Here is a 23,779-nt window from a genome sequence, read left to right on the forward strand (position 1 = left end):
ACCCATGGAACCCAAGAAGCCGCCGCAGGACTTCACCCTGCGCGTCCGCCGCTACGACCCGGAGTCCGGGGAGGCGCCGTACTGGGATGAGCACACGATCCAGCTCGAGCCCCACCGCTCCGTCCTCGAGGGCCTGCTCCAGGCGAAGGGTCGTTTCGACGGCTCGATCGGCGTGCGCTGCTCGTGCAAGGCCGCGATCTGCGGCTCGTGCGGCGTGCGCGTCAACGGCCAGCCCGGCCTCGCCTGCCACACGCACCTCGGCGACGCGCTGAAGACCGCGAAGAACGGCGTCATCGACGTCGAGCCGATGGGCAACATGCCCGTCATCAAGGACCTCATCGTCGACATGGACGCGGTCCACTGGAAGAAGATCCAGCGCGTCACGCCGTGGCTCCTCGCCGACGACGAGAACATGCCCGAGCGCGAGCACATCGTCCCCAAGGAGGCGATGGTCGACGTCACGCAGACGATGGCCTGCATCCAGTGCGGCGCCTGTGTCTCGGACTGCCTCTCGATGGAGGTGGACCCGCTGTTCATCGGCCCCGCCGCGCTCGCGAAGTCCTACCGCTTCGTCGGGGACCCGCGCGACACGCAGCAGGCCGAGCGCCTGAAGGACATCGCCGAGGACCCGCACGGCATGTACTCGTGCACGCACTGCTTCAAGTGCATCGAGGCCTGCCCGAAGGGCGTCGCGCCGATGTCGCAGATCATGCGCCTGCGCCGCCGCGCCACCGGCGACCACCACATCAAGGACCGCAACAACGGCTTCAACCACGAGAAGGCGTTCGTCAAGAACATCAACAAGAACGGCCTCCTCCACGAGAACGACCTGCTCGCCGACTCCTTCGGCGGCAAGCTCAACCCCGCGTCGGGCCTGTTCCTCGCGAAGTCGCTCCCGGTCATCACCCGCGCGCTCCTGCGCGGCAAGGCGACGCTGAAGGTCGCCCTGCTGCACCCGCACAAGGCGCCGGCGGACGTGAAGCGGATCTTCGACACGATCGAGAACCGCGACAAGCGCAACGAGTTCAACCTGTACATCTCGGGCACGGACGAGGACAACGCGCCGAACCAGCCCGAGGAGGCTCCGCAGAACGGAGCCCACGCCGGCCAGGAGGCCACCGCATGAGCAAGAAGGTCGCCTACTGGCCCGGCTGCGTGAGCCGCGGTTTCACCCCCGAGCTCCACGGCTCGATGGCGAAGGTCGCGCCGCTCCTCGACCTCGAGCTCATCGAGCTCGACCGGGCGTGCTGCTCGGGCGCCGGCGTCATCGCCGAGCACAACCAGGAGCTCGCGGACACGCTCAACGCCCGCACGTTCGCGATGGCCCAGCAGGAGATCCGCAACGGCGCGGACCTCATGATGAACATCTGCTCCACGTGCCAGGGCGCCCACTCCGAGTCGCAGGAGCGGCTCGACGCGAGCGCCGAGTACCGCGCGCAGGTCAACGAGACGCTGAAGCCCGACGGCCTGGAGTACACCGCCGGCATCTCGAACAAGAACTTCCTCTGGCTGCTCGTCGAGGAGATCGGCCTGGAGGCGCTGAAGAGCAAGGTCAAGCGCCCGCTGACCGACCTCAAGGTCGGCCCGTTCTACGGCTGCTACATCGTGCGTCCGAAGTCGCGCATCGGCATCGACGACGAGCACCCGCGCGACACGTACCTGCCGCTCGTCATCGAGGCGCTCGGCGGCACGGTCATCGACTACGCGGGCTCGCACAAGTGCTGCGGCTTCCCGATCATCACGATGAACACGGAGGCCTCGCTCGCGCAGGCCGGCCGTCACCTCGGCGATGCGAAGGACGCGGACGCGGACTGCCTCGTCACGCCGTGCCCGCTGTGCCACCTCAACCTCGACCTCCAGCAGCCGCTGGCGGCGAAGGCCGTCGGGCGCAAGCTCGACATGCCGGTCCTCCACCTCCCGCAGCTCGTCGGCCTCGCGCTCGGCCTCTCCCCCAAGGAGATCGGCCTCCAGCGTCACGTCGTGAAGCCCACCTCGGTCATCGACTGGACCACGTCCGTCGTCGGCTCGGTGGGGTGAGCGACGGCTCGCCCACCCCTGGTGCCGATCCGCAGCAGGTCGCCGACCTGCTGCGGACCTTCTCCTCCGCGCCCGCCCGCCGTCGGCGGCGGGCCCGGGCGGACGCCCCCGACTCGATCGTCCCGCTGATCGTGCCGCCGGAGGCGCCGCCCCTCGACCCCGGTCGCATCGAGGCCGCCCGCGAGCGGCTCAAGGCCGAGGCCGCCGCCCGGCTCGCCGCTGCGGCCGCTGCCGCCGCCGGCCCGGCCGACGCCGCCGGCCCCCCGGCGGACGGCGTCGACCCCGCGTCCTTCGACGCGGCCCGCGCGCGGCTGCGCCGCCGCCCCCAGCGGCGCTAGCCGGCGCCCGTACGGCAGCGAAGACCCCACCTACTCGGTGGCCGTCGCTGCCAGAGCGCCTACCCCGGCGAGTTCCGGCCGCGCGCGACCGCGCGGTCGGCGAGCGTCTCCGCGGCGGCCGCGGCGCCCTCGTGCACGCGCCGGGCGCTGTCGTCCCGGCTGATCGCCGCGAGCCGCAGCTCGGCGGCGGCAAGGGCGTAGAGGCCGGCCGGGCCGAGGCGCTCGTAGCGCTGGGCCACCGGGCGGGCGAGCGCCTGCAGCTGCTGCTCGACCTCGCGCAGCCGGGCCGTCTGACGTTCCAGATCCATTGCCTTCTCCTCGTCCGTGAGTCCGTCTGTGCGTCAACACACGAGGCGGGCCCCAGGGCCCGCCTCATGTCTCACCCTTCTGCGTACCCCATTGTCCGCCCCAGGGAAATCTGGTGTCGCCGATCCGCCGTGCTGCCTGATCCTCGGGTCTCCCGGCCCGTGTGCGGCGTCTCGGCGGCGACAAGGAGAAGCATGGAGCACCGGGGCCGGGCCGTCGTCCCCCGCACCGGGTGATCTTCGGGGGAGGCAAAGGGTGATAAAAGGGTGAGATTCCCCTCACCCTTTCGCCCCGGCATGCCGATACCGCCTGAAGTGCAGCCCCGTCGGCCGATCACCATCGTCCTCGCCCGCTTCGAGGACCTCATCGCTCGCGGGCTCCGCGGCTTCGTCGAGGACGACGGGACCCTGAGCCTCGCGGCCTTCGACATCACGCTCGAGGACCTCGAACGGACCCTGGACGACATCCGCCCGACCGTCGCCATCCTGAACTTCGGCTCCCTGCGGTCGCCGGCCGAGGTGCATCACCTCAGCACCGCCCATACGGGCACGCGCTTCCTCATCCTCGCGAACCACCCCACGCTCGCCGAGGCGAACCAGATGCTCGCGTTCGGCGCGTCGGCCTGCCTGAGCAAGGAGACGCAGGCGCGCGACATCCTCAGCGCCATCCACCTCGCCTCCCGCGGCCTGCAGGTCCTCCCGCGGACCGTCGTCCCCCATCCCCGCCGCGACGACTCCGAGGAGGCGACGCCCGCCGGGCGGCCCGCCCAACCCGTCTCCGGCCCCGAGCTCCTCACGCCGCGTGAGGCGGACGTGCTCGCGCACCTCCAGGAGGGCCAGTCGAACGCCGAGATCGCCCACGTCCTGCACGTCGGCATCGAGACCGTCCGCACCCACCGCCGCAACATCTACCGCAAACTGGGGGTGCGCACGCGCCGCGAGCTTGCTTCCCTCTCGACCCAGCGCCGCCCATGAGCGGCACGTCGGGCTCGCAGTTCCAGCCGGCGAGTGTCCTGCTCGTGGAGGACAACCTCGCCGATGTGCGCCTCACCGTCGAGCTGCTCCGCGAGGCTCGCGTGGCCAACCGGCTGACGGTCGTCGGCAACGGCAGCGAGGCGCTCTCGCACCTGCGCGGCGCCGGCCTGAGCGAGGACGACCCCCCGCTCCCGGACCTCGTGCTCCTCGACCTCGACCTCCCCGGCACCGACGGCCGCGGCGTGCTCGCGCAGATGCGAGCCGAGCCCCGGCTCCGCCACATCCCGGTGTTCGTCCTCACCGCGTCGGTGACCCACCGCCAGATGGTGCAGGAGGAGGAGCTCGACGCCGACGGCTTCCTCGAGAAGCCGATCGACCTCGACACGTTCGTCCACCTCGTCACGCACCACGACCGCTTCTGGCTCGAGCTCGTCTGCTCGCCCGCGGCGGGAGCGCAGTAGGCGCCGGCCCGAGGCCGGCGCCCGCCCGGCGCCGCTAGGAGGCGGTCGGCGCGCCCGCGCCGACGAGGCCGCGCGCGTGCAGCAGCTCCGCGAGCTGCACGGTGTTCAGCGCGGCGCCCTTGAGCAGGTTGTCGCCCACGACGAAGAGGTTCAGCGCCTTCGGGTCCTGGAGGTCGGGGCGCAGCCGACCGACGGCGACCTCGTCCTTGCCGGCGTACTTCACCGGCGTCGGGACGTCGTCGACGACGACGCCGGGGAAGGCCTCCAGCGCGGCGCGGGCGACATCGAGGTCCGGCTCGCGCTCGAAGGTCGCGCGGACCTGGATCGCGTGGCCGACCATGACGGGGACGCGCACGCACGTCGGGGTGACGCCGAGCTCGGGCAGGCCGAGGATCTTGCGCGACTCGAAGACCATCTTCATCTCCTCGTCGCTGTAGCCGTCCCCCGCCTCGCTGCCGAGCCAGGGGATGACGTTGAAGGCGAGCGGCGCCGCGTGGATCGAGTGGGTCGCGCCGGCGAGTACGGACGCGCCGTCGTCGACGAGGCGGTCGCGCTGCTTCAGGAACGACGGCACCTGCTCGGCGAGCTCGTCCATGCCGGACTGCCCGGCGCCGCCGGCGGCCTGGTAGCTCGAGGCGACGAACGACCGCAGGCCGAAGGCGTCGTGCAGCGCCTTGAGCGGCAGCATGATCGCCATCGTCGTGCAGTTCGGGTTGGCGACGATGCCCTTGCTCGCGTGGGCGAGCTCGTCCGGGTTGACCTCGGCCACGACGAGCGGCACGTGGTCGTCCATCCGGAAGGCGGACGAGTTGTCGACGACGACCGCGCCGGCCGCGGCGAACTTCGGCGCCCACTCACGGGAGATCGCACCGCCCGCCGAGAAGATCGCGACGTCGAAGCCCTGGATCGTGTCGTCGGCGATGCCCTGGACCGTCATGCCGTTCGGCAGGACCTTGCCGGCGCTGCGGGCGCTCGCGAACGGGACGATCTCGCTCGCCGGGAAGTCCCGCTTGGCGAGGAGGTCGAGCATGGCGGTGCCGACGGCGCCGGTGGCGCCGACGACGGCGACGCGGATGGGGCGGGAAGCTCGCCCAGAGGGCTCGCTTCCCATTGGAGGTACTCGCCCAGGGGCTCGCACCTCCTGGCTTCCGTTCTCCGCGTTCCTCATGCAAACTCTCCAAACGGTTGTTCGGGGCGGATCGTGTCCGGGCCGCTGAGCTCGAACGCGGCGTGGAGCGCGCGGACGGCGTCCGGCACCTTGTCGCCGGGGACGACGCACGAGATGCGGATCGGCGACGTGGAGATCATCTGGATGTTGATCCCGTTCTCGCCGAGCGTGGTGAAGACCTTCGCGGCGACGCCGGGGTGCGACTTCATGCCGGCCCCGACGATCGAGACCTTGCCCATCGCCTCGTCGGCCTGCAGCTGGATGTTGAACTCCTCGGCGATCGGGGCGAGCGCGGCGCGGGCGGCGAGCATGTCGTCGCGCGGCACGGTGAAGGACATCTCGGCCTTCGCGTCCGTCGTCTGCGGCTCGTTCTGGATGATCATGTCGACGTTGACGTTCGCCTCGGCGAGGGCGGTCGTCACGCGGCCCGCGATGCCCGGCGTGTCGGGCAGGCCGACGAGCGTCACGCGCGCCTCCCCGGTCGAGTGGGTGACGGCCGTGATGAGCGGATGCTCCATGGTCTCTGCCTCGCTGAGGATGACGGTTCCGGGGGTGTCCTCGAAGGACGAACGACAGTGGATGCGCACGCCGTGGTTGCGCGCGTACTCGACCGACCGCAGCTGCAGGACACCGGCGCCGGACGCCGACATCTCGAGCATCTCGTCGAACGAGACGGTGTCGAGCTTGCGGGCGGTCGGGACGATGCGCGGGTCGGCGTTGAAGACGCCGGCGACGTCGGTGTAGATCTCGCAGACGTCCGCGTTGATCGCGGCCGCCAGGGCGACGGCCGTCGTGTCGGACCCGCCGCGCCCGAGGGTCGTGACGTCCTTCGCGGTCGACACGCCCTGGAATCCGGCCACGAGGACGATGTTGTCGTCGTCGAGCGCCTTCATGATGCGGTCCGCGCGGACGTCGAGGATGCGGGCCTTCGTGTGGGACGTGTCGGTGACGATGCCCGCCTGCGAGCCCGTGAGGCTGATCGCGCGGTGGCCCATGTCGCTGATGGCCATCGCCGCCAGCGCGCACGAGACGCGCTCACCGGTCGAGAGCAGCATGTCCATCTCGCGCGGCTCGGGCACCGGGGAGATCTCGAGCGCGTCGGCGATGAGGCGGTCGGTCTCCTTCCCCCGGGCGCTGAGCACGACGACGACGCGGGAGCCCGCCTCGCGCTTGGCCACGATGCGGGCGGCAGCGCGCTTGATGCGCTCGGCGTCGGCGACGGAGGTCCCGCCGAACTTCATGACAACGGTGCCGGACATGGGTGCCACAGGATACGAGGGATCGGGCTCCGAGGCCCGTGCGCACCCGACGGTGCCGTGCGGGCACCCACGCCGGCGGGTTCGAGTCCCGCGTTCGGGAGGGAACGGGGCTGCCGGGGGCGCGGATCGAAGAAGATCGTCCCGTGGTCCCGATCGTCCGCCGCAGGGTCGCGGCTCTCGTCCTGCTCCTGCTGCTCGCCGGCGGCGGCGTCGCGGGCGTGCTCGCCCTGACCCACGACAGCTCCCCGAAGGTGCCCGAGGGCGGCTCGGCGTTCGGGGGCGACGACCGTCGCCCCGCGCACGAGTCGCTCATCGACGCGCTGGCGCCGCTCCTGGCGGCGGGCACGGCCGCCCCGACCGTCCCGGCGTCGGCCTCGGCGGTCGCCACGCCGGCCGCGACGACGACCGCTCCCAGGGCGCGGCGCCCGGCGCGCCCCGCCGGGCAGGCCCAGCGGCTCGCGCAGCTCTTCATGGTCGGCTTCCGTGGCCGCGGGACCGCGGATCCGTTCCTCGGCCGGCTCGCCCTCCGCCGCTGGGGCGTCGTCATCCTCGACGGGGCGAACTACGCGAGCCGGACCCAGTTCGCCGCTCTCACCGCGCAGCTGAAGGCGACGCTCGCCGGTCTCGGCGCCCCCGTGCCGCTGCTCGCCGTCGAGCAGGGCGGCGGGGCCGACAACACGATCCCGAACCTCCCCCCGGCCGGCCAGGCGGCGATCCACTCGCGGGCCCGCGCGAGCGCCCAGGCGCGGCGGGCGTCGGGGATCCTCCGCGGCCTCGGCGTCCGGCTCGCGCTCACCGCGAACGCCGACATCGGGTACAGCGGCGGGGCCTGGGACGGGCGGGCGTTCAGCGACGACCCGAAGATCGTGCGACAACGCGCGGCGGCGGCGATCCGCGGCTGGCGGCGGGGCGGCGTGGCACCGGCGATCGGCCACTACCCCGGTGAGGGCGCCGCGTCGCAGGATCCGGCGAACGGCCCCGCGACGGTCGGGCTCGGCCTCGCCGAGCTGCGGGCGTCCGACCTGCGGGCCCTGGACCCGCTGCTGCCGTCCGTCCCCGCCCTCGTCATCTCCAACGCGCTGTACGCGGCCTACGACGGCGTGACGCCGGCGACGCTGCTCCCGGCCGTCCCCGCCCTCGCGCGGAAGGCGGGCTTCCGCGGCACGATCATCTCGGGCAACCTCGCGGAGACCGTCCTCGCGTCCGGCGGCTCGATCGCGTCGGCAGCGGTCGACGCGCTGAAGGCCGGCTGCGACCTGCTGTGGATCCCGGGTGACGCGGGTGATCAGGAGGCGGCGTACCGCGCCGTCGTGCAGGCGGTGCGCACCGGCGAGATCCCCCAGCGCCGGGTGCGGAGCGCGCTCGCGCACGTCGCGGCGCTCAAGGCGCGGTACGCCAAGGGGTGAGCGGCGCGGGGTGCGCGACCCGGGTCGCCGCCCGTCCGGGAAGCGGCTGCGGCAGCGAAGCCCACCGGTCTCGTGGGGTTCGCCGCCACCCGGCGCCCGGGGCGCTCAGGCCGCGGCGCGGGCGCCGCGGAAGGCGAGCGCGACGGCGAGGGCGTCCTCGAGCAGGGCGAGCTGCAGGTCCGGGCGCCCGGTGACGCGGCCGAGCCACGCCCGCGTGTGCTGCCCGCCGTAGGCGGCGACGACGGCGCAGGCCGCGCCGGCGATGGCGCCCTGCGGGCCGGCGGCGAGCTGCCCGGCGACGCCGCCGGAGACGGCCCGCGCCGCGAGGGCCGGCGGCGAGGTCCGCGCGGGCACCATCGGGAGCTTGTCGCCCACGAGCTCGCCGAGGGCGAGGAGCGGGACGAGCGTCGCCGCCCGCCCGCCGCCGAGGCGCCCGGCGCGCGCGAGGACGGCGGCCGGCGTGAACGCGCGCAGGCCGGCGGCGGTGCCGAGGTGGGCGGCGCCGGAGAGGGCGGCGTCGGACGGGGTGCTTGACATGCCGTCAAGCCTAGCCGCGGCGGCGCCCGCGGCTACAGCGCGCGGCGCCCGGTGAGCGCCTTGCCGAGCGTCACCTCGTCGGCGTACTCGAGATCGGAGCCGACGGGCAGCCCGGACGCGAGCCGGGTGACGACGAGTCCCGGGGCGCGGTCGCGGAGGACGGCGGCGATGTGGAGCGCCGTCGCCTCGCCGGTCGTCGTCGGGTTCGTCGCGACGACGACTTCCGTGATCTTCGGGTCCGCCGCGGTCGTGCGGGCGTAGAGCTCGGCGAGCTTGAGGTCCTCGGGGTCGATGCCGTCGATCGGCGAGAGCGCGCCGCCGAGCACGTGGTAACGGCCGCGGTACTCGTGCGTGCGCTCGATCGGCTGGATGTCCCCCGGCTCCTCGACGACGCAGACGAGCGAGGTGTCGCGGCGCTCGTCCTGGCAGATGCGGCAGCGCGGCTCGTCGGCGAGGTTGAAGCAGATCTCGCAGAGGCGGATCTTCTCCTTCACCTCGCGGATGGCGTCCGCCAGCGCCGTCGCGTCCTCGACGTCCGCCCGCATGATGTGGAACGCGAGGCGCTGCGCCGTGCGCTGCCCGATGCCCGGCAGCTTGCCGAGCTCGGTGATGAGGCGCTGGACGGGCGGGGCGTAGGAGGACACGGGCGGCGGTCCGGAGGGATCGGAGACGGTCGGCCGGGCCGGGGGCTAGAAGCCCGGGAGGCCCATGCCGCCGAGGCCGCCGGCGAGGCCGCCCATCTTCTTCGCGGCGAGCTCCTGCGCGTTCTGCAGGCCCTGGTTGACAGCGGCGAGGACGAGGTCCGACAGCATCTCCGGATCGTCCGGGTCGATGGCCTCGGCGTCGATCGTGACGCTCTTGACGACGAGGTCGCCGGAGACCGTGACCTGGACCATCCCGCCGCCCGCGGACGCGGTGACCTCCTCGTGCTTCAGGTCCTCCTGCGCCTTCATCATGTCCGCCTGCATCTTCTGGACCTGCTTCATCATCTGGTTCATGTTCGGCTGGGGCATGGCGGTCTCCGGTCTGCGATTCAGGGCTGGTCGGTCTCGGGGATGATCTCTTCGGCGTCGAACTCGTGCTTGATGCGGTCGACCCAGTCGTCGGGCGACGGCGGCGGGGCCGCGGGCGCCTCCCCCGGGACCACGAGCTCGGACAGGTCGTGCACCTCGATCGTCGGGCGCGCCGCGAGCCCGGTGAGGGCGCGGATCGCCTCGCCGAGGACCTCCCGGTTGACCGCCTGGTCGGCGATCTTGCTCTGGAACTGGTGCGAGGTGTCGAAGGCGACCGTGACCTCGCGGCCGACGAGGGCGATCGGGCGGGCGTCGCGCAGGCCGACGGCGAGCTGCGTGTTCGTCGGCGCGACGGCGTCGAGGACCGCCGGCCAGACCTGCAGGAGGTCGGGCAGCGTCACGTCGGCCGCGGCGGTCGCGGTCGGGGCGGTGGCCGTCGGAGGCTGGGGGGCCGGGGCGGCGGGCGGTGGCGGTGGCGGGGCGGCGGCCTGCGGGGCGGTGGCCGGCGGTGCGGTGGCCTGCGGGGCGGGCGCCGGCGCGGCCTGGGCCATCGGGGTCGGCGGAAGGCCGGGCGCCGGGGCCGGCGGGCTCACGCGCTCGGGGGCAGGCGCCGGGGCCGGGACGGGCACGGCCGGCGGGGCCGCCGGCGCGGGCGCGCCCCCCGCGGCGAGCGCACGCTCGAGCCGCTCGAGCCGGACCATGAGCGCCTTCGCCGAGGCGTCGACCTCCGGCGTCGCGGCCTTGACGAGCGCGAGCTCCATCTGCGTGCGGGCGTCCGCGCCGTCCTTCATGGCGCGCAGCGCCGCCGCGAGGAGGTCGATGAAGCGGACGACGTCGGCGGCCGCGACGCGGCCGGCCTGCTCGGCGAGCCGCGCGTCCCGGTCCGGCGTGACGGCGATCTCGGCCGGGACGGAGCCGAGCATCTGCACGAGCATGAGCTCGCGGGCGTGCCCCTCGAGGTCGCGGACGAACTGGTTCACGTCGCGACCGGTCTGGGCGAGCGCCGCGGCGGCGTGGAGCGCGGCGCGGGCGTCGTGCGCGGCGACGGCGTCGAGCGCGCCGAAGAGGAGGTCGGCGTCCGCCACGCCGAGCACCGCGAGGACGTCCTCCACGGCGATCCGCGTGCCGTCGCCGTCGCCCCCAGCGCTCGCGTAGGTCACGAGCTGCTCGAGCGTGCCGAGCGCGTCACGGAAGGAGCCGGTCGCGTGCCGCGCGAGCAGGGCGACGGCGTCCGGCGGGATGTCGATGGCCTCGCGGCCCGCGACCCGCTGCAGCACGGACGCGAGCTGCTCGACCGTCGGCCGCTGGAAGTCGAAGCGGTGGCAGCGATCGACGACCGTAGGCAGGACCTTGTTCGCCTCGGTCGTCGCGAGGACGAAGATCGTGTTCGGCGGCGGCTCCTCAAGCGTCTTGAGGAACGCGTTCCACGCCGCCGTGGTCAGCATGTGCGCCTCGTCGAGGATGTAGACCTTGTACTTCCCGCTCACCGGGGCGAACGAGACCGAGTCGCGCAGCTCGCGAATGTCGTCGACCGAGTTGTTCGACGCCGCGTCCATCTCGATGACGTCCATCGACTGGGCGTTCTGGATCGAGATGCACGAGTCGCACACGCCGCACGGGTCGACGGTCGGGCCGTTGACGCAGTTCAGGCACGAGGCGAGGATCTTCGCCATCGACGTCTTGCCGGTCCCGCGCGACCCGACGAAGAGGTACGCGTGGTGGAGCTTGTCCTGCGTGACGGCGTTGCGCAGCGTGCGCACGACGTGCTCCTGGCCGACGACGTCGGCGAAGGTGCGGGGGCGATGGCGGCGGTACAGGGACGGGGCGGTCGACACGGGGCTTCGGCAGTCTGGCATACCCAGCGGCGCGGCTCGGATGGCCGGTCCGGCACGCGCGAGGCGCCCGGCGGGGTGCTCCGGCGCGTCCCGCCGGTACCCTGACACCCTCGATGAGGCGCCCCGCGATCCTCGGCGCCCTGGCGACCATCGTCGGGGTGCCCCTCCTCCTGCGCCTCGTCTACGGGGAGCCCTTCCTCAACTACGACGCGTCGTACTCGCTCGTCTGGGCGCACGACATCGCGCACGGCCTGACGCCGGACTACAAGGGCTTCATCGCGCCGACGCCGCATCCGCTGCAGACGTTCGCGAGCTTCCTCGCCCTGCCGCTCGGCCACGCGACCCCGTACGTGCTCGCCTGGCTCGTGATGCTCTGCTTCGGCGGGATCGTCTACGTCGTCTACCGGCTCGGCGCGCAGCTCTTCAGCGTCCCGGTCGGCGTGCTCGCCGCGGTGATCATCCTCACGCGCCCGGCCTTCGGGCGCAACGCGGAGTTCGCCTACCAGGACATCCCGTTCGCGCTCCTCGTCTCGTGGGCGCTGCTGCTCGAGCTCCGGACGCCCAAGCGCGGCTGGCCGGTCCTGCTGCTGCTCGCCCTCGCCGGCCTACTGCGACCGGAGGCGTGGGTCCTGAGCGGCGCGTACTGGCTGTGGCTCGCGTGGCGCAGCGCGCCGGAGGACCGGCCGCGACTCGCCGCTCTCGCGCTGCTCGGGGTGGCGGGCGCCGCCCTCTGGGCGATCTCCGACGCCGCGATCACCGGGGACTTCCTGCACTCCTTCCACGGGACCAAGGACCTCGCGGCGCAGCTGAACCGCCCGCGCTCGCCGATCGACGCGCCGGTGAAGACGGCGAAGTTCCTCGGCTTCACCCTCCGCGAGCCGCTCATCGTCGGGGTGCCGATCGGCTGCGTGTTCATCCTCCTGCTCGCGCGGCGCGGGCTCGTCCTCCTCGGCGTCGCCGGCGCGATGCTCGTCTTCTTCCTGTTCTCGACGTTCGGCGGCCTGCCCCTCATCGCGCGGTACGTCCTCACCCCGACCGTCCTGCTGGCGATCGTCTATGCGGTCGGCTGCCTCGGGTGGATGGACCTGCCCGCGGGGTCGGCGGACCGGCGGCGGTGGCAGCGGATCGGCCTCGCGTCGCTCGCGCTGTCGGTCGTGTTCATTCCGTGGAACGTCGACCTCATGCGGACCGTCCGCCACAAGGTGACGAACTCGCGCGAGATCCAGACCGACCTGCGCGACGTCGCGGACTCCCCCGTCGTCCGCGCGTACTACGCGCGCTGCGGGCGGATCTCGACCTTCGACCACCCCGAGGTCCCGCCGCTGCGCTACTACCTCGGCGGCCCGCCCGGCTCGGTCATGGACGAGAAGGACCCGAAGCATCCGCTCGCGCAGACGCTGCTCATGCCGATCGACGACTCGGTGTCCAACCGCTACTACCAGGGCAAGCCGCCGCTCATCGTGCCCCGCGGCTACGTCGAGGTGTTCCGCTCGACGTACTGGCGGCTCATGGCCTCCCCGGCCTGCCGCGCCGCCGTCCGCGCCGGCCGCACGCTGCCGGACGCCGACCGCACCTGACCCTCGCCGGAAGCACCGCGACCGTATCGGCCCCCAGGAAGGTGAATGCAGGTTCAGGGGGTCCACAGCACCGTGAAACTTCATTCGGCGTCCGAAGGCCAGGAGGCCGGGGTTGACGCCAGGGGTGTGTGAGTGCATACTCACACCCTGCCGATGGTCCCGCCCGTCCCCTCCACCCGCACGCTGTCCACCGCCGAGGAGCGCCGCGAGGCCGTCCTCGAGGCGGGCATGCGGGTGATGGCCGCGCGCGGCCCCCACGGCACGCCGACGATGGACGTCGCGAAGGCGGCCGGCATCTCGCAGGCATACCTCTTCCGCCTCTTCCCGACGAAGACCGACCTCGCCGTCGCCCTCGTCCAGCGCTGCAACGAGCGCATCCACGCGACCTTCGTCGCCGCGGCGGCGCAGGCGCGCGCCGCGGGCGGCAGCGGCGAGGACATCCTCCACGCGATGGGCGAGTCGTACGCCGACCTCATCCAGGACCGTACCCTCCTGCTCATGCAGCTCCACGGGCACGCCGCCGCGGCCGAGGACGCGGGCATCCGCGCCGCGATGCAGGACGGCTTCCGCCGGCTGCACGCCCTCGTCAAGGCCGAGACCGGCGCCGAGGACGAGGAGGTCGCCCACTTCTTCGCCACCGGCATGCTCATGAACGTCCTCGCCGCGATGGGCGCCTTCGAGCTCGACGAGCCGTGGGCGACGAGCCTCTGCGCGTACAAGGAGTACGACGACCCGGCGTGAGCCCGTCGTCCCCCTTTTTTATCCTCCAAGTGAGTGACTGATCACACCATCTTCACATGACCGCCCACCCCACCAGCAAGGAGCCCCCGGTGCCCCCTACCGACCCGCCGGTCCGCCGGATCCGTCCGGGCTGGACCCTCGCGATCGTCTCGGTCGCGCTGTTCATGACCTCGCTCGACAACCTCGTCGTCGGCGTCGCCCTGCCCCGCATCCGCACCGACCTCGGCGGCTCGCTCGAGTCGCTCGAGTGGACCGTCAACGCCTACACGCTCTCGTTCGCCGTCCTGCTCATCACCGGCGCCGCGCTCGGCGACCGCTTCGGCCGCAAGCGCATCTTCCTCGGTGGCCTGACGCTCTTCACCCTCTCCAGCGCGTCGGCCGCGCTCGCGCCGACCATCGACGCGCTCGTCGCCGCGCGCGCCCTCCAGGGCGCCGGCGCCGCGATGATCACGCCGCTGACCCTGACCCTCCTCGCGGAGGCGTTCCCCGGCGAGCGCCGCGGCCTCGCCCTCGGCGTGTGGGCCGGCGTGAGCGGCCTCGGCGTCGCGCTCGGGCCGTTCGTCGGCGGCGCGGTCGTCGAGGGCATCTCGTGGCACTGGATCTTCTGGCTCAACGTGCCGACGGGCCTCGTCCTCATCCCGCTCGCGCTGTCGCGCCTCACCGAGTCGCGCGGCCCGGCCGTGAAGCTCGACCTCCCCGGCCTCGGCCTCGTCGCCGCCGGCCTCTTCGGCATCACCTTCGGCATCGTCCGTGGCCAGCCGCTCGGCTGGACGAGCACGACCGTCGTGACGTCCCTCGCCGCCGGCGCCGCCCTGCTCGTCGCGTTCGTCGCCTGGGAGCGCCGCACCGCCGCCCCGATGCTGCCGATGCGCTTCTTCCGCTCGCGCGGGTTCGCCGCCACGAGCGGCGTGTCGTTCGCGATGTTCTTCGGCGTCTTCGGCTCGATCTTCCTGCTCTCGCAGTTTTTCCAGACCGCGCAGGGCTACGGGCCGTTCGAGGCCGGCCTGCGCACCCTCCCGTGGACCGGGATGCCGATGTTCGTCGCGCCGGTCGCGGGCATCCTGTCGGACCGCATCGGCTCGCGGCCGCTCATGGCGGCTGGCCTCTTCCTCCAGGCCGTGGCCATCACGTGGCTCGCGCAGGTCACGAGCGTCGGCGTCGCCTACAGCTCCCTCGTCGTCCCGTTCATCCTCGGCGGGACGGGCATGGCGCTCGTGTTCGCGCCCTCGGCGAACGCGACGCTCGCCGCCGTCCGGCCCGAGGAGGCCGGCCAGGCGTCCGGCGCGACGAACGCGATCCGCGAGCTCGGCGGCGTCATGGGCGTCGCGGTCCTCGGCAGCGTGTTCGCCGCCCACGGCGGCTACCAGTCCCCGCAGAGCTTCGTCGACGGGCTGAACGCGGCGCTGCCCTACGGCGCCGGGGTCCTCGTCCTCGGCGGTCTCGTCGCCCTGCTCGTGCCCGGACGGCAGGCGGCGGCGGCCGCGCAGGCGACGGGCGAACCGGGCACCGGGGGCGCACCCGCGGAGCCCGTGGCCGTCCCGGCCTGATCGACCGCCGGACGGACTGCCGGCGCGTCACGGCGAACAACAGCCCGCACCATTGCCGAGGGGCCCCGCATGTCTGCGGGGCCCCTTGGCGCCATGGTCCTGAGGCCATTGACGCAGTCAATGGACCGTGCACCCGGAATCGTGGAGCAGTCACCGGAGGCGGCACCGTCATCTGACTCGGGCTCGGGAGCTCCCGCTACGCCCGCCGGTTGTCGCTTAAGGCTGCTTCCTTCCGGACCTGACCTGGTTCACGAGCCGACGTCGCGCGGGACCCGAGCCGTCAACACCAGACTTCGGCGCGCCGACCCGATGGCCACACCCCTCAACCGGGGATTCGGCCTCGCTAGAGCGGATTGCGAGCGACAGGGCACCGCTACCTCCCCGCCTAGCACGGTCCGCGACGGAGACTACCCCACAACCTCGCAGACGCGCGCAGCGCGTCAGGGCGTCGTCGGCGCGGGAGCGACCGTCGTGCCGGTCGTCGCAGGCGGCGGTGCCGTCGTCGTCGCCGCCGGTGCGGTGGTGGTCACCGGTGGCGCCGTCGTCGTCGCGGGGGGTGCGGCCGTCGTGGCGGGTGCGGGCGCCGTCGTCGTCGCGGGCGCAGGCGCCGTCGTGGCGGGCGCGGTCGTCGTGGCGGGCGCGGTCGTCGTGGCGGGCGCGGTCGTCGTGGCCGGAGCGGTGCTGCTCCCGCTGCCGCCCGACCCGTTGTCCTGCGTGAGGAGCAGCGCGAGCAGGATGCCGACGAGGACCGCGAGGGCGCCCGCGGCGATGAGCGCGGTGTCGGGACCGCGGCGGCGGCCGAACGTCGTCCCGCACGCGGGGCAGAACAGCGCGTCCGTCGCCACCGGGGCGGCGCACACGGGGCACGGGCGCACCGCGACGGGAGCGCCGGAGCTGGGGTCGGCGGGCGTGGCCATCGGGCGGCAAAGCTATCGCTCTACCGTGGACGGCGTGACATCACCCACCGTCTGGACCATCGGCTACGAGCGGCTGCTGCCCGGCGCCCTCGTCGCCGAACTCGAGGCGGCGGGCGTGCGACGGCTCATCGACGTGCGCTATCGGCCGCAGTCACGGCGCGCCGGCATGTCCAAGACCCGGCTCGGCGAGCTCCTCGGCGAGCACGGCATCCGCTACGAGCACCGTCGCGACCTCGGCACGCCGCCGGACCTGCGGTACCTCTACAAGCACGGGCAGATCGCCGAGGGCGCCGCCGGCTTCGCGGTCCACATCGAGGCGACCGCGGCCGCGGAGCTCGACGTCCTCGCCGCCGAGCTCGACGACGCGCCGCCGACCGCGCTGATGTGCCTCGAGGCCGACCCCGCGACGTGCCACCGGCGCGTCCTCACCGACGCGCTCCGGCGGCGCCGGCCGGACCTCCGCGTCGTCGACCTGTGACCGCCGCGCGCCCGCGCCCGGTACACTCCGCGCCAGCCAGGACAAGTAGCTCAGCTGGCTAGAGCACGCGCTTCACACGCGCGGGGTCGGGGGTTCGAGTCCCTCCTTGTCCACTCGCCCGCCGTCGTGGCGCGCCCCGTTAGGCTCGCCCGGATGCGGACCGTCCGGCTCGGCGCAGCGCTCCTCGCGACCGGCGCCGCGCTCGCCTTCCCCGGACCGGTCCTCGCCGTGACCCCGTCGTTCGCGGGCCGGGTGTTCGTCGTCGCCGGCGCGGGCAGCCACGTCTTCGGCGAGAGCGACACGGCGACGATCGGCGGCGAGGGCGAACCCGCGTCGACCGCCTGGCTCGGCACGACGGTCACGGCACTCGCCCGCGCGGCCGACGGCTCGATCCTCGTGGGGACCGACGGGACGCTCTGGCGCATCGGGTCCGACCAGCGCCTGGCCCGCGTCATGGGCGGCCTGCGCGGCGCGCCGACGTGGGCCGACGGCACCCCGGCCCGCGCCGCGGCGCTCTCCGACGTCACCGGGCTCGCGGTGACGGCCGACGGCACCGTCTACGCCTCCGACGAGGCCGGCCGTGCCCTCGTCGCGATCGGGCCCGGCGGCGACGCCCGGCACGTCCCCGGCCCGTTCTGCGGCCCGGGCCCGCTGCTCGCCCCCGCGGGCGGCGGGCTGCTGCTCGGCGACTGCGCGACGGTCGGCGAGCTCGGCCCGGACGGCGCGCTCACGACGCTCGCGACGGCCGCGCCGGGCACGCGGCTCGCCGCGCTCGCGCAGACGTCCGGCGGCACCGTCCTCGTCACGGACCCCGCCGGGGCGATCCGCCGGGTCGCCCCGGGCGCCGGCCTGCCCGTCGTCGCCGGCGGGCTCGTCCGCCCCGGCCCGCTCGCGACGGCGCCGGGCGCCCTGCTCGTCGGCGGCGCGCAGGACGGGCGCGTCGTGCGCGTCGCACCGGACGGGACCCGCCGCACGGTCTTCGGCGCGCGGCCCACCGTCGGCGGGCGGCCGGACGGCGCCCGCGCGAACGACGTCGCGCTGCGGGGCGGCATCGCCGGCCTGCTCGTCCTCCCGGACGGCTCGCTGCTCGTCGCCGACCGCTCGAGCCCGCGCGTGCTCATGGTCGCGTCGGCCCGGCCGCAGACGCTCGCGCTCGCGCTCTGCCGGCGCCTCTGCCCGCCCCGCGGGCGGGTCCCGGTGCTCGCCACGCACGGCGGCACCTACGCCCTCCGCGTCACCGACCGCGTCACCGGCGTCGTCACGACGCGCGCCGGCCGGCTGCCCGCCGGCGCCTCACGGCTCGCGACCGGGGGCGACGTACGCCACCGCCGCCAGCTCACCGTGACGCTCACCGGCGACGACGGTCAGGTGACGCGCCAGGTGCGGCTGCTGCAGGCCGCCGCCCGGCCCTGACGCGGCGGCGCGACGCCGGCGGCCGCGTCAGCCGTCGAGGAGCTCGTCGAGCGTCTCCCCGCCGAGCACCGACCGGGGCGCCTCCGCGACGACGTCGGACCCGGGCCGGGCGTGCTCGTCCCTGCGCTTGACGAGCAGCCACTGCGGCTTGGCGCCGGTCCGCGTCCGCTGGAGCGCGAAGCCACCGCGGAGCTTCTCGCCGTGGAGGACGAAGACCGCGTGGCCGCGGTCGAGCGCCTCCGGCCACGGGACGCGCCCGCCCTGCTCGTAGACGCCGCGGTCCCAGACGATGACCCCGCCGCTCCCGAGCGTGCCCTCGAAGTCGTTGTGCCCGGTGCCGTGGTCCTCGACCTGGACGGCGAGGCGCTTCGCGGCCGGGTCGAGCGAGGGGCCCTTCGGGACGGCCCACGACCGCATGACGCCGTCGACCTCGAGGCGCAGGTCGAAGTGGTGCGCGGCCGCCGCGTGCTCCTGCACGACGAACACGCCGGCGGGGACGCCGCGCACGGCGAACTGCTCGTGGCCCTCGGGCTTCACGGGCGTCGCGTCGACCGCCGCCACCGCGGCGCCGGGCGGCCCCTCCACGAGGAAGGCGCGCAGCTGCTCGACGGCACCGGCGGGCCCCTCGGCGTGGACGAGCACGCTGCCGTCCTCCCCGTTGCGCACCCAGCCGAGCACGCCGAGCGCCCGCGCCCGGCGGACCGTGGCGTCGCGGAATCCCACGCCCTGGACGAGCCCGGTGACGGTCGCGCGGCAGGCGGCCTCGGCGGTCATCGGACCGATGCTAACCCGGCGCGAGCGCGGCCCGATCCTGATCGGTACCTGGCCACCGCAGACGGGACGGGTGCGGCCGTGCCACATTGCTCCCATGAGTGATGCTGCGCCCGCCGCCCCCGCCGAGACGATCGTCCTGACGGGCGGGACCGGCTTCCTCGGCTCCGTCGTGCTCGAGCGGCTGCTCGTGACGACCGAGGAGCCGATCGTCCTGCTCGTCCGGGCCGCGGACGACGCCGCAGCCGCCGCCCGCCTGCGCGGGCTCGCCGTCGCCACCTGGGGGGACGCCGACGTCCTGCCGTCGCGCGTCACCGCGCTCGCGGCCGACCTCGAGCTCCCGGACCTCGGGCGGACCGACGGGGCGCTCGACGCGCTCGCCGCCCGCACCGCGACGGTCGTGCACTGCGCGGCGTCCGTCCGGTTCGACCTGAGCCTCGAGGACGCCCGTCGCGTGAACGTCGGCGGCACCCGCCAGATGGTCGCGCTCGCCGCCCGGGCCCGCGAGCTCGGTGCGCCCGGCCGCCTCGTCCACGTGTCGACCGCGTACGTCCACGGCCGCACGAACGTCCTCGCGCGTGAGCACGGGCCGGAGCAGGCGCCGGTCCACCGCAACACGTACGAGCAGACGAAGCTCGAGGCCGAGCACGAGACACGGGCGCTCACGGACGGCGTCGCGATCGTTCGCCCGAGCATCGTCGTCGGAGACGCCGTCACCGGCTGGACGAGCAGCTTCAACGTCATCTACGTCCCGCTGAAGGCCGCGGCCCGCGGGCTGCTCACCGTCGTGCCCGGCCCGGCCGACGCGTGGCTCGACCTCGTCCCGGTCGACCAGGTCGCGGAGGTCGTGGCGGCGCTCGTGCGACGGCCCGAGCTCGACGGCGTCTTCCAGGCCGTCGCGGGCGAGGAGGCGCCGCGGCTGCAGCCGTTCGCCGACGTCGTCTGCGAGGTCCTCGGCATCCCGCCGGCGGCGTGCGAGCCCGCCGCCGCCGAGCAGCTCGGGCTCTACGCCCCGTACGCGGACGTCGCGAGCCCGTTCGAGCTCGGCCGCGCGCGGGAGCTCGGGGTGCGGCCGGTCCCCGTCGCCGAGCTCGTCCCCCGCCTGCTCGCGTTCGCCGAGACGGCGGGCTGGGGACGCCGGCCGCAGCCGCGCGCGGTCGCCTGGACGGCCACCCCGGCCGTCGGCTGAGCGCGCGGGGGGCGCCGCGCCGCGCCGCCACCGAGCGACGTGCAGCGGCGGGGATGGTGAGGGGCGGCTCGGTGAGCACGGCGATCCGGCGGCGGCGCGTCGGGTGACGGTACGGTGCGGGTATGAGCGACGCCGCAGCACCCCTGACCCTCGGCGACATGGTCGTCGGCCTCGTCGCCGAGCTGCAGGAGCGCGTCGAGCTCACCGGCGAGGCGAGGCGCGTCGTCCTGCTCGCGGTCGCCCTCGCGGCGAACAACGGCCGCCTCATCGGCGCGCGCGAGGTCATCGACCTCGCGGCCGCGCAGGGCGTCACCCTCGAGCTCGGCGACGACCCGGTCGGCCGGGACGCGCCGGCGAGCCTCTCGCAGGCCCTCGGGGACACCCGGGCGCGCACCGACCCGCCGACTGACAGCTGACGCAGGGCTGTCCGGCATCAGCTGTCAGTCGAAGCGTCGGACAGGTCGTTCACGCGTACCGTCCCAGCGCCCGGTCCGGACAAACGGGCGTCGCTCGTCCCGGTAGGCTGTCCGGACATGCCGTCCGTCACGCGCAAGAGCCAGAGCAGCCGCAGCGAGCGGCGCGACGAGGCCCGCCGTCGCCTGCTCGGCGTCGTCGAGAAGCTCCTGGAGGAGGGCGAGTCGTTCACCGAGATCAGCGTGGAGCGCCTCGTCTCCGAGGCCGGCATGTCCCGGTCGACCTTCTACGTCTACTTCGAGGACAAGGGCGACCTCCTCCGGGCCTGGTTCGCCGAGATCACCGCGGAGCTGACGGACGTCGCGGCGGGATGGCTCAGCCTCGGCGCCGACGCCGCCCACGCCGACCTCCGCGCCGCCCTCGACCGCGTCGTCAAGACCTACCGGCCCCACACGACGCTGATGGCCGCGACGTACGACGCCGCCGCCTACGACGCGAGCGTCCGCGAACTCGTCGAGGCCATGATGGCGAGCAACGTCGCCGCCCTCCGCAAGCACATCAAGTCCGGCCAGTCGGGCGGCTACGTGGACCCGCAGCTGCCCGCCGCCCAGACCGCCGCCTGGCTCACCTGGATGGCCGAGCGCGGGCTGCACCAGCTCGTCCGCACCGCCACGACCGCAGACCTCGAGAAGCTCATCGACGCGTACACCGCGATCGTCTGGAACACGCTGTACGCGCCGACGCGCAAGTAGGGGCGGCGGGCCGGCGCCGGATCTGTCGGGCGGCGGGCCGGGCTGCGGGCCGGGCCTGCCGCGACGCGCCGTGGCGCCGCGCGGCGCTCACGGCGGCTGGAGACGGCGGACGGGCGTCGCCGGGGGTCGGGGCGCGGGGGCGACTCACGACGTGGTCGCGGGACGACCGTCTCGTGCGTTGCCCTGACGGTCGGCGGGGAGCGGCCGACGAACTGATCGCCTGAGGCCCCCGTTCGCCGGGCGCTCCGCAGGGGTGTCCGCAAAACCGGACTGAGGCCACCTCAGCGGTCACACCTCGCGCCCCGCACGACCGCCGCCCCCCGGTCCGCCGTCTCCGTCGCCGTAAACCCCCGGCCCCCCACAAGCGCGCCGCACACCCCCCACCAACCCCTACCGCCCCACGAACCCCGGCACCCTCCGCTCGGTGAAGGAGGTGATGCCCTCGCGCGCGTCCGCCGTGCCCGCGCAGGCGACCATGGCCTCGCGCTCGCCCTCGAGGGCCTCGGCCCAGCTCGTCGTGTGCGCGTCGCGGATGAGGCCGCGGAGGTACCCGTAGGCGACGGTCGGCCCGGCGGCCAGCCCGCGGGCCTCCGCGAGCGCGCGCTCACGCAGGGACACGGCGGGGACGACCTCCGCGGCGATCCCCCACGCCACGGCCTCCGCGGCGTCGAGCGCCCGGCCGCCCATGAGGAACTGCAGCGCGCGCTGGGGGCCGACGAGCCGCGGGAGCGCCCACGAGCTGCCGCCGTCCCCGCTCAGCGCGAGCCGGGGGTAGCCGGCGACGAGGCGCGCGTCGTCCGCGAGCAGGACGACGTCGGCGCACCAGAGCAGGCCGAGCCCGCCCCCCGCCACCGGTCCCTGGACGGCGCACACGACGGGGACGGCCAGCTCGCCGAGTGCGGTGAGCGTCCGGTGAAAGGGCGTGACCATCGCGTCCATCTCGGCGGCGAGCGCGTCAGCGTGCCGCGTCAGGTGCGCGAGGTCGCCGCCGACGCTGAAGCTCGGCCCGTCGGCGGTGAGGAGGACGCAGCGGACCCCGTCTTCGGCCGCGATGCGCTCGACCGCGGCGGCGAGCGCCGCGACCATGGCGGGGTCGATCGCGTTGTGCGCCGCGACCGACGTGAGCCGGAGGTGAGCGACCCCTCCCTCGACCTCGAGCGCGACCCGATCCTCTGCGTCCATCCGCCGACAGTACCGCGCCCGGACGCCGCGTACGCACAGAATGTCCGACACCGTCCCTCGGGCGACGACCGGCACTGCCCCGACAGAACGCCCGCGGGGCCCGCTCGCGGTGGCATCCGCGCCGTGTTCCGGTTAGTGTTCCTATTCGATGTCCGGACATCATGTCCGATCCAACTCAGGGAGAACGATCGCATGTCATCCGCCGTGAGCCCCCAGCAGGTCGACCTCGAACAGGTGGATCTGACGGACGCGTCCTGGTTCGCCGACGGGCCCCCGCACGAGCTCTTCGCCCGGCTCCGCACCGAGGACCCGATCCATCGCAACCCGCTGCCCGACGGCACGCACTGCTGGTCGGTCACCCGGCACGCCGACGTCTCCGCGATCAGCCGCGACACCGCGACGTTCTCCTCCTACGAGGCGGGCATCTTCCTCCACCCCGACCAGGTCCTGCCGCTGACGCTCGCGCGCAACCTTCTGCTCTACATGGACCCGCCGCAGCACACGAAGTACCGCCTCATCCTCCAGAAGGCCTTCACGCCGAACACCGTCAAGGCGCTCGAGGACGCGATCCGCACCCGCGTGACGAAGACGATCGACAAGGTCATCGAGGCCGGTGCGTGCGACTTCGTCGACGACATCGCGATCCCGGTGCCGCTCGGCGTGCTCACCGAGCTCATGGGCGTCCCGGAGGAGGACCTCCCCCAGTTCCTCGAGTGGACCGAGGGCATCGAGGAGGCGCAGCGCTCCCCCGAGCCCGACGCGGCCAGCGAGGTCTTCGTCCAGATGGCCGGGTACCTCCACGCCCAGATCGAGCGCCAGATGGCGGAGGGCAACGAGGAGTCGCTCGTCATGAAGCTGCGCGCGGCCGAGGTCGAGGGCGAGAAGCTCACCGACCCCGAGATCCTCGTGTTCTTCGGGCTGCTCGCCTTCGCGGGCAACGACACGACGCGCAACACGACCGCGACCGGCATGCACACCCTGCTCGAGCACCCGGGCACGCTCGAGGCGCTCAGCGCCGACCCGTCCCTCGTCCCCGCGGCCGTCGAGGAGATCCTCCGCTACACGAGCGTCGTGCAGTGGTTCAACCGCACGGCGACGAAGGACACCGAGCTCGCCGGCCGGCCGATCGCCAAGGGTGACCGCGTCCTCTTGTGGTACACGAGCGCCTCACGCGACGAGGACCTCTTCGAGGATCCGCAGACGTTCGACATCCACCGCGCGAAGCCCGACCACAAGGCCTTCGGCGGCGGCGGGCGTCACTTCTGCCTCGGCGCCGGGCTCGCCCGCGCCGAGCTGCGCATCCTCTTCGAGGAGCTCAGCCGCCGGATGCCCGACCTGAAGCTCGCCGGCGCCGTCGAGCGCCTGCCCTCCTCGTGGGCGAACGGCCTCGTGAAGATGCCCGTCACCTTCACCCCGGGGCCGAAGGAGGGCTGACCTGCCGCGGCGTGCGGTCTCCTGGGAGAT

The 23,779-nt window shown here is 74.0% G+C and carries 25 protein-coding genes, 1 tRNA gene and 1 other RNA gene; 16 read left to right on the plus strand and 11 right to left on the minus strand.

What is annotated here, in order from left to right:
• The first annotated feature begins 4 nt into the window (after positions 1–4).
• From NBH00_RS19305 to NBH00_RS19315, 3 genes are read left to right on the plus strand one after another with little or no spacing between them, the layout of a single operon-like run.
• A complete protein-coding gene (locus tag NBH00_RS19305; RefSeq protein ID WP_254570208.1) occupies positions 5–1,126 on the plus strand; it encodes a succinate dehydrogenase/fumarate reductase iron-sulfur subunit in 1,122 nt (373 codons plus the stop codon).
• Positions 1,123–2,037, plus strand: a complete 915-nt coding sequence (locus tag NBH00_RS19310; protein WP_254570209.1) for a CoB--CoM heterodisulfide reductase iron-sulfur subunit B family protein — start codon at positions 1,123–1,125, stop codon at positions 2,035–2,037. Before NBH00_RS19305 ends, NBH00_RS19310 begins: the two co-directional genes overlap by 4 nt.
• A complete protein-coding gene (locus tag NBH00_RS19315) occupies positions 2,034–2,375 on the plus strand; it encodes a hypothetical protein (protein ID WP_254570210.1) in 342 nt (113 codons plus the stop codon). Before NBH00_RS19310 ends, NBH00_RS19315 begins: the two co-directional genes overlap by 4 nt.
• 59 nt (positions 2,376–2,434) lie before the next feature.
• Here the strand turns inward: NBH00_RS19315 and NBH00_RS19320 are convergent, their stop codons facing one another.
• On the minus strand, positions 2,435–2,683 hold the full coding sequence (locus NBH00_RS19320; protein WP_254570211.1) for a hypothetical protein: 249 nt from the start codon (positions 2,681–2,683) through the stop codon (positions 2,435–2,437).
• Between the two features lie 312 nt (positions 2,684–2,995).
• Here NBH00_RS19320 and NBH00_RS19325 point away from each other — a divergent pair, with 312 nt between their 5' ends.
• Complete coding sequence (locus tag NBH00_RS19325; protein ID WP_254570212.1) at positions 2,996–3,655, plus strand: response regulator transcription factor; 660 nt, start codon at positions 2,996–2,998, stop codon at positions 3,653–3,655.
• Positions 3,652–4,116, plus strand: coding sequence for a response regulator (locus NBH00_RS19330; protein ID WP_254570213.1), 465 nt, complete (start codon positions 3,652–3,654; stop codon positions 4,114–4,116). Before NBH00_RS19325 ends, NBH00_RS19330 begins: the two co-directional genes overlap by 4 nt.
• 34 nt (positions 4,117–4,150) lie before the next feature.
• Here the strand turns inward: NBH00_RS19330 and NBH00_RS19335 are convergent, their stop codons facing one another.
• Together NBH00_RS19335 and NBH00_RS19340 are read right to left on the minus strand one after the other, a co-directional pair.
• Positions 4,151–5,227 carry an aspartate-semialdehyde dehydrogenase gene (locus tag NBH00_RS19335; RefSeq protein ID WP_254570214.1) on the minus strand — a complete coding sequence of 359 codons (1,077 nt, stop codon included), beginning with the start codon at positions 5,225–5,227 and terminating at the stop codon, positions 4,151–4,153.
• Positions 5,228–5,280: 53 nt separating this feature from the next.
• Complete coding sequence (locus tag NBH00_RS19340; RefSeq protein ID WP_254570215.1) at positions 5,281–6,543, minus strand: aspartate kinase; 1,263 nt, start codon at positions 6,541–6,543, stop codon at positions 5,281–5,283.
• A gap of 143 nt (positions 6,544–6,686) precedes the next feature.
• Between NBH00_RS19340 and NBH00_RS19345 the strand changes: the two genes are divergently transcribed.
• Entirely contained in the window at positions 6,687–7,949 is a 1,263-nt protein-coding gene (locus tag NBH00_RS19345) for a glycoside hydrolase family 3 N-terminal domain-containing protein (RefSeq protein WP_254570216.1), read from the plus strand.
• 105 nt (positions 7,950–8,054) lie between these two features.
• Here the strand turns inward: NBH00_RS19345 and NBH00_RS19350 are convergent, their stop codons facing one another.
• Genes NBH00_RS19350 through dnaX form a run of 4 tightly spaced genes read right to left on the minus strand, consistent with a single transcriptional unit; the run spans position 8,055 to position 11,334 of the window.
• Complete coding sequence (locus NBH00_RS19350; RefSeq protein WP_254570217.1) at positions 8,055–8,486, minus strand: hypothetical protein; 432 nt, start codon at positions 8,484–8,486, stop codon at positions 8,055–8,057.
• A gap of 32 nt (positions 8,487–8,518) precedes the next feature.
• Positions 8,519–9,130 carry a recombination mediator RecR gene (gene recR, locus NBH00_RS19355; RefSeq protein WP_254570218.1) on the minus strand — a complete coding sequence of 204 codons (612 nt, stop codon included), beginning with the start codon at positions 9,128–9,130 and terminating at the stop codon, positions 8,519–8,521.
• A 45-nt stretch (positions 9,131–9,175) separates the two neighbouring features.
• Positions 9,176–9,499: a YbaB/EbfC family nucleoid-associated protein gene (locus NBH00_RS19360; protein ID WP_254570219.1), complete on the minus strand. Its 324-nt coding sequence runs from the start codon at positions 9,497–9,499 to the stop codon at positions 9,176–9,178.
• A gap of 20 nt (positions 9,500–9,519) precedes the next feature.
• A complete protein-coding gene (dnaX, locus tag NBH00_RS19365) occupies positions 9,520–11,334 on the minus strand; it encodes a DNA polymerase III subunit gamma/tau (protein WP_254570220.1) in 1,815 nt (604 codons plus the stop codon).
• A gap of 113 nt (positions 11,335–11,447) precedes the next feature.
• Between dnaX and NBH00_RS19370 the strand changes: the two genes are divergently transcribed.
• The 3 genes from NBH00_RS19370 (at position 11,448) to NBH00_RS19380 (ending at position 15,199) form a co-directional block, all read left to right on the plus strand.
• On the plus strand, positions 11,448–12,911 hold the full coding sequence (locus tag NBH00_RS19370; RefSeq protein WP_254570221.1) for a glycosyltransferase family protein: 1,464 nt from the start codon (positions 11,448–11,450) through the stop codon (positions 12,909–12,911).
• 153 nt (positions 12,912–13,064) lie between these two features.
• Positions 13,065–13,652 (plus strand): TetR/AcrR family transcriptional regulator, encoded by a 588-nt coding sequence (locus NBH00_RS19375; RefSeq protein ID WP_254570222.1) that lies wholly within the window; start codon positions 13,065–13,067, stop codon positions 13,650–13,652.
• Between the two features lie 56 nt (positions 13,653–13,708).
• Entirely contained in the window at positions 13,709–15,199 is a 1,491-nt protein-coding gene (locus NBH00_RS19380) for an MFS transporter (RefSeq protein WP_254570223.1), read from the plus strand.
• 125 nt (positions 15,200–15,324) lie between these two features.
• Here NBH00_RS19380 and ffs read toward each other — a convergent pair.
• Together ffs and NBH00_RS19390 are read right to left on the minus strand one after the other, a co-directional pair.
• Positions 15,325–15,593: signal recognition particle sRNA large type (gene ffs / locus NBH00_RS19385), an RNA gene on the minus strand.
• 46 nt (positions 15,594–15,639) lie between these two features.
• Positions 15,640–16,116, minus strand: coding sequence for a zinc ribbon domain-containing protein (locus tag NBH00_RS19390; RefSeq protein ID WP_254570224.1), 477 nt, complete (start codon positions 16,114–16,116; stop codon positions 15,640–15,642).
• A 34-nt stretch (positions 16,117–16,150) separates the two neighbouring features.
• Here NBH00_RS19390 and NBH00_RS19395 point away from each other — a divergent pair, with 34 nt between their 5' ends.
• The 3 genes from NBH00_RS19395 to NBH00_RS19405 all read left to right on the plus strand — a co-directional run bounded on the left by NBH00_RS19395 (position 16,151) and on the right by NBH00_RS19405 (position 18,007).
• Entirely contained in the window at positions 16,151–16,594 is a 444-nt protein-coding gene (locus tag NBH00_RS19395) for a DUF488 domain-containing protein (protein WP_254570225.1), read from the plus strand.
• A gap of 39 nt (positions 16,595–16,633) precedes the next feature.
• Positions 16,634–16,707 (plus strand) — tRNA-Val (locus NBH00_RS19400).
• Between the two features lie 40 nt (positions 16,708–16,747).
• Positions 16,748–18,007: an NHL repeat-containing protein gene (locus NBH00_RS19405; protein ID WP_254570226.1), complete on the plus strand. Its 1,260-nt coding sequence runs from the start codon at positions 16,748–16,750 to the stop codon at positions 18,005–18,007.
• Between the two features lie 27 nt (positions 18,008–18,034).
• Here the strand turns inward: NBH00_RS19405 and NBH00_RS19410 are convergent, their stop codons facing one another.
• Positions 18,035–18,781 carry an acylphosphatase gene (locus NBH00_RS19410; RefSeq protein WP_254570227.1) on the minus strand — a complete coding sequence of 249 codons (747 nt, stop codon included), beginning with the start codon at positions 18,779–18,781 and terminating at the stop codon, positions 18,035–18,037.
• A 94-nt stretch (positions 18,782–18,875) separates the two neighbouring features.
• Between NBH00_RS19410 and NBH00_RS19415 the strand changes: the two genes are divergently transcribed.
• The 3 genes from NBH00_RS19415 to NBH00_RS19425 all read left to right on the plus strand — a co-directional run bounded on the left by NBH00_RS19415 (position 18,876) and on the right by NBH00_RS19425 (position 21,133).
• Entirely contained in the window at positions 18,876–19,967 is a 1,092-nt protein-coding gene (locus tag NBH00_RS19415; protein ID WP_254570228.1) for an SDR family oxidoreductase, read from the plus strand.
• Positions 19,968–20,089: 122 nt separating this feature from the next.
• Entirely contained in the window at positions 20,090–20,383 is a 294-nt protein-coding gene (locus tag NBH00_RS19420) for a hypothetical protein (RefSeq protein ID WP_254570229.1), read from the plus strand.
• A 117-nt stretch (positions 20,384–20,500) separates the two neighbouring features.
• Positions 20,501–21,133: a TetR/AcrR family transcriptional regulator gene (locus tag NBH00_RS19425; RefSeq protein WP_254570230.1), complete on the plus strand. Its 633-nt coding sequence runs from the start codon at positions 20,501–20,503 to the stop codon at positions 21,131–21,133.
• Positions 21,134–21,523: 390 nt separating this feature from the next.
• On the opposite strand, the gene NBH00_RS19430 is transcribed toward NBH00_RS19425, so the two are convergent.
• Positions 21,524–22,315: an enoyl-CoA hydratase/isomerase family protein gene (locus NBH00_RS19430; RefSeq protein WP_254570231.1), complete on the minus strand. Its 792-nt coding sequence runs from the start codon at positions 22,313–22,315 to the stop codon at positions 21,524–21,526.
• Between the two features lie 192 nt (positions 22,316–22,507).
• Here NBH00_RS19430 and NBH00_RS19435 point away from each other — a divergent pair, with 192 nt between their 5' ends.
• Entirely contained in the window at positions 22,508–23,749 is a 1,242-nt protein-coding gene (locus NBH00_RS19435) for a cytochrome P450 (RefSeq protein ID WP_254570232.1), read from the plus strand.
• Positions 23,750–23,779: the final 30 nt, after the last annotated feature.

Source organism: Paraconexibacter antarcticus, from assembly GCF_024220175.1.
Lineage (GTDB): Bacteria > Actinomycetota > Thermoleophilia > Solirubrobacterales > Solirubrobacteraceae > Paraconexibacter > Paraconexibacter antarcticus.

What these genes read in the sequence shown, in the direction of transcription:
- NBH00_RS19350 (WP_254570217.1), bottom strand. Translation starts at nt 8,486, where the DNA reads ATGTCAAGCACCCCGTCCGACGCCGCCCTCTCCGGCGCCGCCCACCTC.
- NBH00_RS19435 (WP_254570232.1), top strand. Translation starts at nt 22,508, where the DNA reads ATGTCATCCGCCGTGAGCCCCCAGCAGGTCGACCTCGAACAGGTGGAT.
- NBH00_RS19425 (WP_254570230.1), top strand. Translation starts at nt 20,501, where the DNA reads ATGCCGTCCGTCACGCGCAAGAGCCAGAGCAGCCGCAGCGAGCGGCGC.
- NBH00_RS19405 (WP_254570226.1), top strand. Translation starts at nt 16,748, where the DNA reads ATGCGGACCGTCCGGCTCGGCGCAGCGCTCCTCGCGACCGGCGCCGCG.
- NBH00_RS19360 (WP_254570219.1), bottom strand. Translation starts at nt 9,499, where the DNA reads ATGCCCCAGCCGAACATGAACCAGATGATGAAGCAGGTCCAGAAGATG.
- NBH00_RS19390 (WP_254570224.1), bottom strand. Translation starts at nt 16,116, where the DNA reads ATGGCCACGCCCGCCGACCCCAGCTCCGGCGCTCCCGTCGCGGTGCGC.
- NBH00_RS19410 (WP_254570227.1), bottom strand. Translation starts at nt 18,781, where the DNA reads ATGACCGCCGAGGCCGCCTGCCGCGCGACCGTCACCGGGCTCGTCCAG.
- NBH00_RS19430 (WP_254570231.1), bottom strand. Translation starts at nt 22,315, where the DNA reads ATGGACGCAGAGGATCGGGTCGCGCTCGAGGTCGAGGGAGGGGTCGCT.
- NBH00_RS19330 (WP_254570213.1), top strand. Translation starts at nt 3,652, where the DNA reads ATGAGCGGCACGTCGGGCTCGCAGTTCCAGCCGGCGAGTGTCCTGCTC.
- NBH00_RS19375 (WP_254570222.1), top strand. Translation starts at nt 13,065, where the DNA reads ATGGTCCCGCCCGTCCCCTCCACCCGCACGCTGTCCACCGCCGAGGAG.
- NBH00_RS19320 (WP_254570211.1), bottom strand. Translation starts at nt 2,683, where the DNA reads ATGGATCTGGAACGTCAGACGGCCCGGCTGCGCGAGGTCGAGCAGCAG.
- NBH00_RS19305 (WP_254570208.1), top strand. Translation starts at nt 5, where the DNA reads ATGGAACCCAAGAAGCCGCCGCAGGACTTCACCCTGCGCGTCCGCCGC.
- NBH00_RS19415 (WP_254570228.1), top strand. Translation starts at nt 18,876, where the DNA reads ATGAGTGATGCTGCGCCCGCCGCCCCCGCCGAGACGATCGTCCTGACG.
- NBH00_RS19310 (WP_254570209.1), top strand. Translation starts at nt 1,123, where the DNA reads ATGAGCAAGAAGGTCGCCTACTGGCCCGGCTGCGTGAGCCGCGGTTTC.
- NBH00_RS19420 (WP_254570229.1), top strand. Translation starts at nt 20,090, where the DNA reads ATGAGCGACGCCGCAGCACCCCTGACCCTCGGCGACATGGTCGTCGGC.
- NBH00_RS19335 (WP_254570214.1), bottom strand. Translation starts at nt 5,227, where the DNA reads ATGGGAAGCGAGCCCTCTGGGCGAGCTTCCCGCCCCATCCGCGTCGCC.
- NBH00_RS19370 (WP_254570221.1), top strand. Translation starts at nt 11,448, where the DNA reads ATGAGGCGCCCCGCGATCCTCGGCGCCCTGGCGACCATCGTCGGGGTG.
- NBH00_RS19340 (WP_254570215.1), bottom strand. Translation starts at nt 6,543, where the DNA reads ATGTCCGGCACCGTTGTCATGAAGTTCGGCGGGACCTCCGTCGCCGAC.
- NBH00_RS19380 (WP_254570223.1), top strand. Translation starts at nt 13,709, where the DNA reads ATGACCGCCCACCCCACCAGCAAGGAGCCCCCGGTGCCCCCTACCGAC.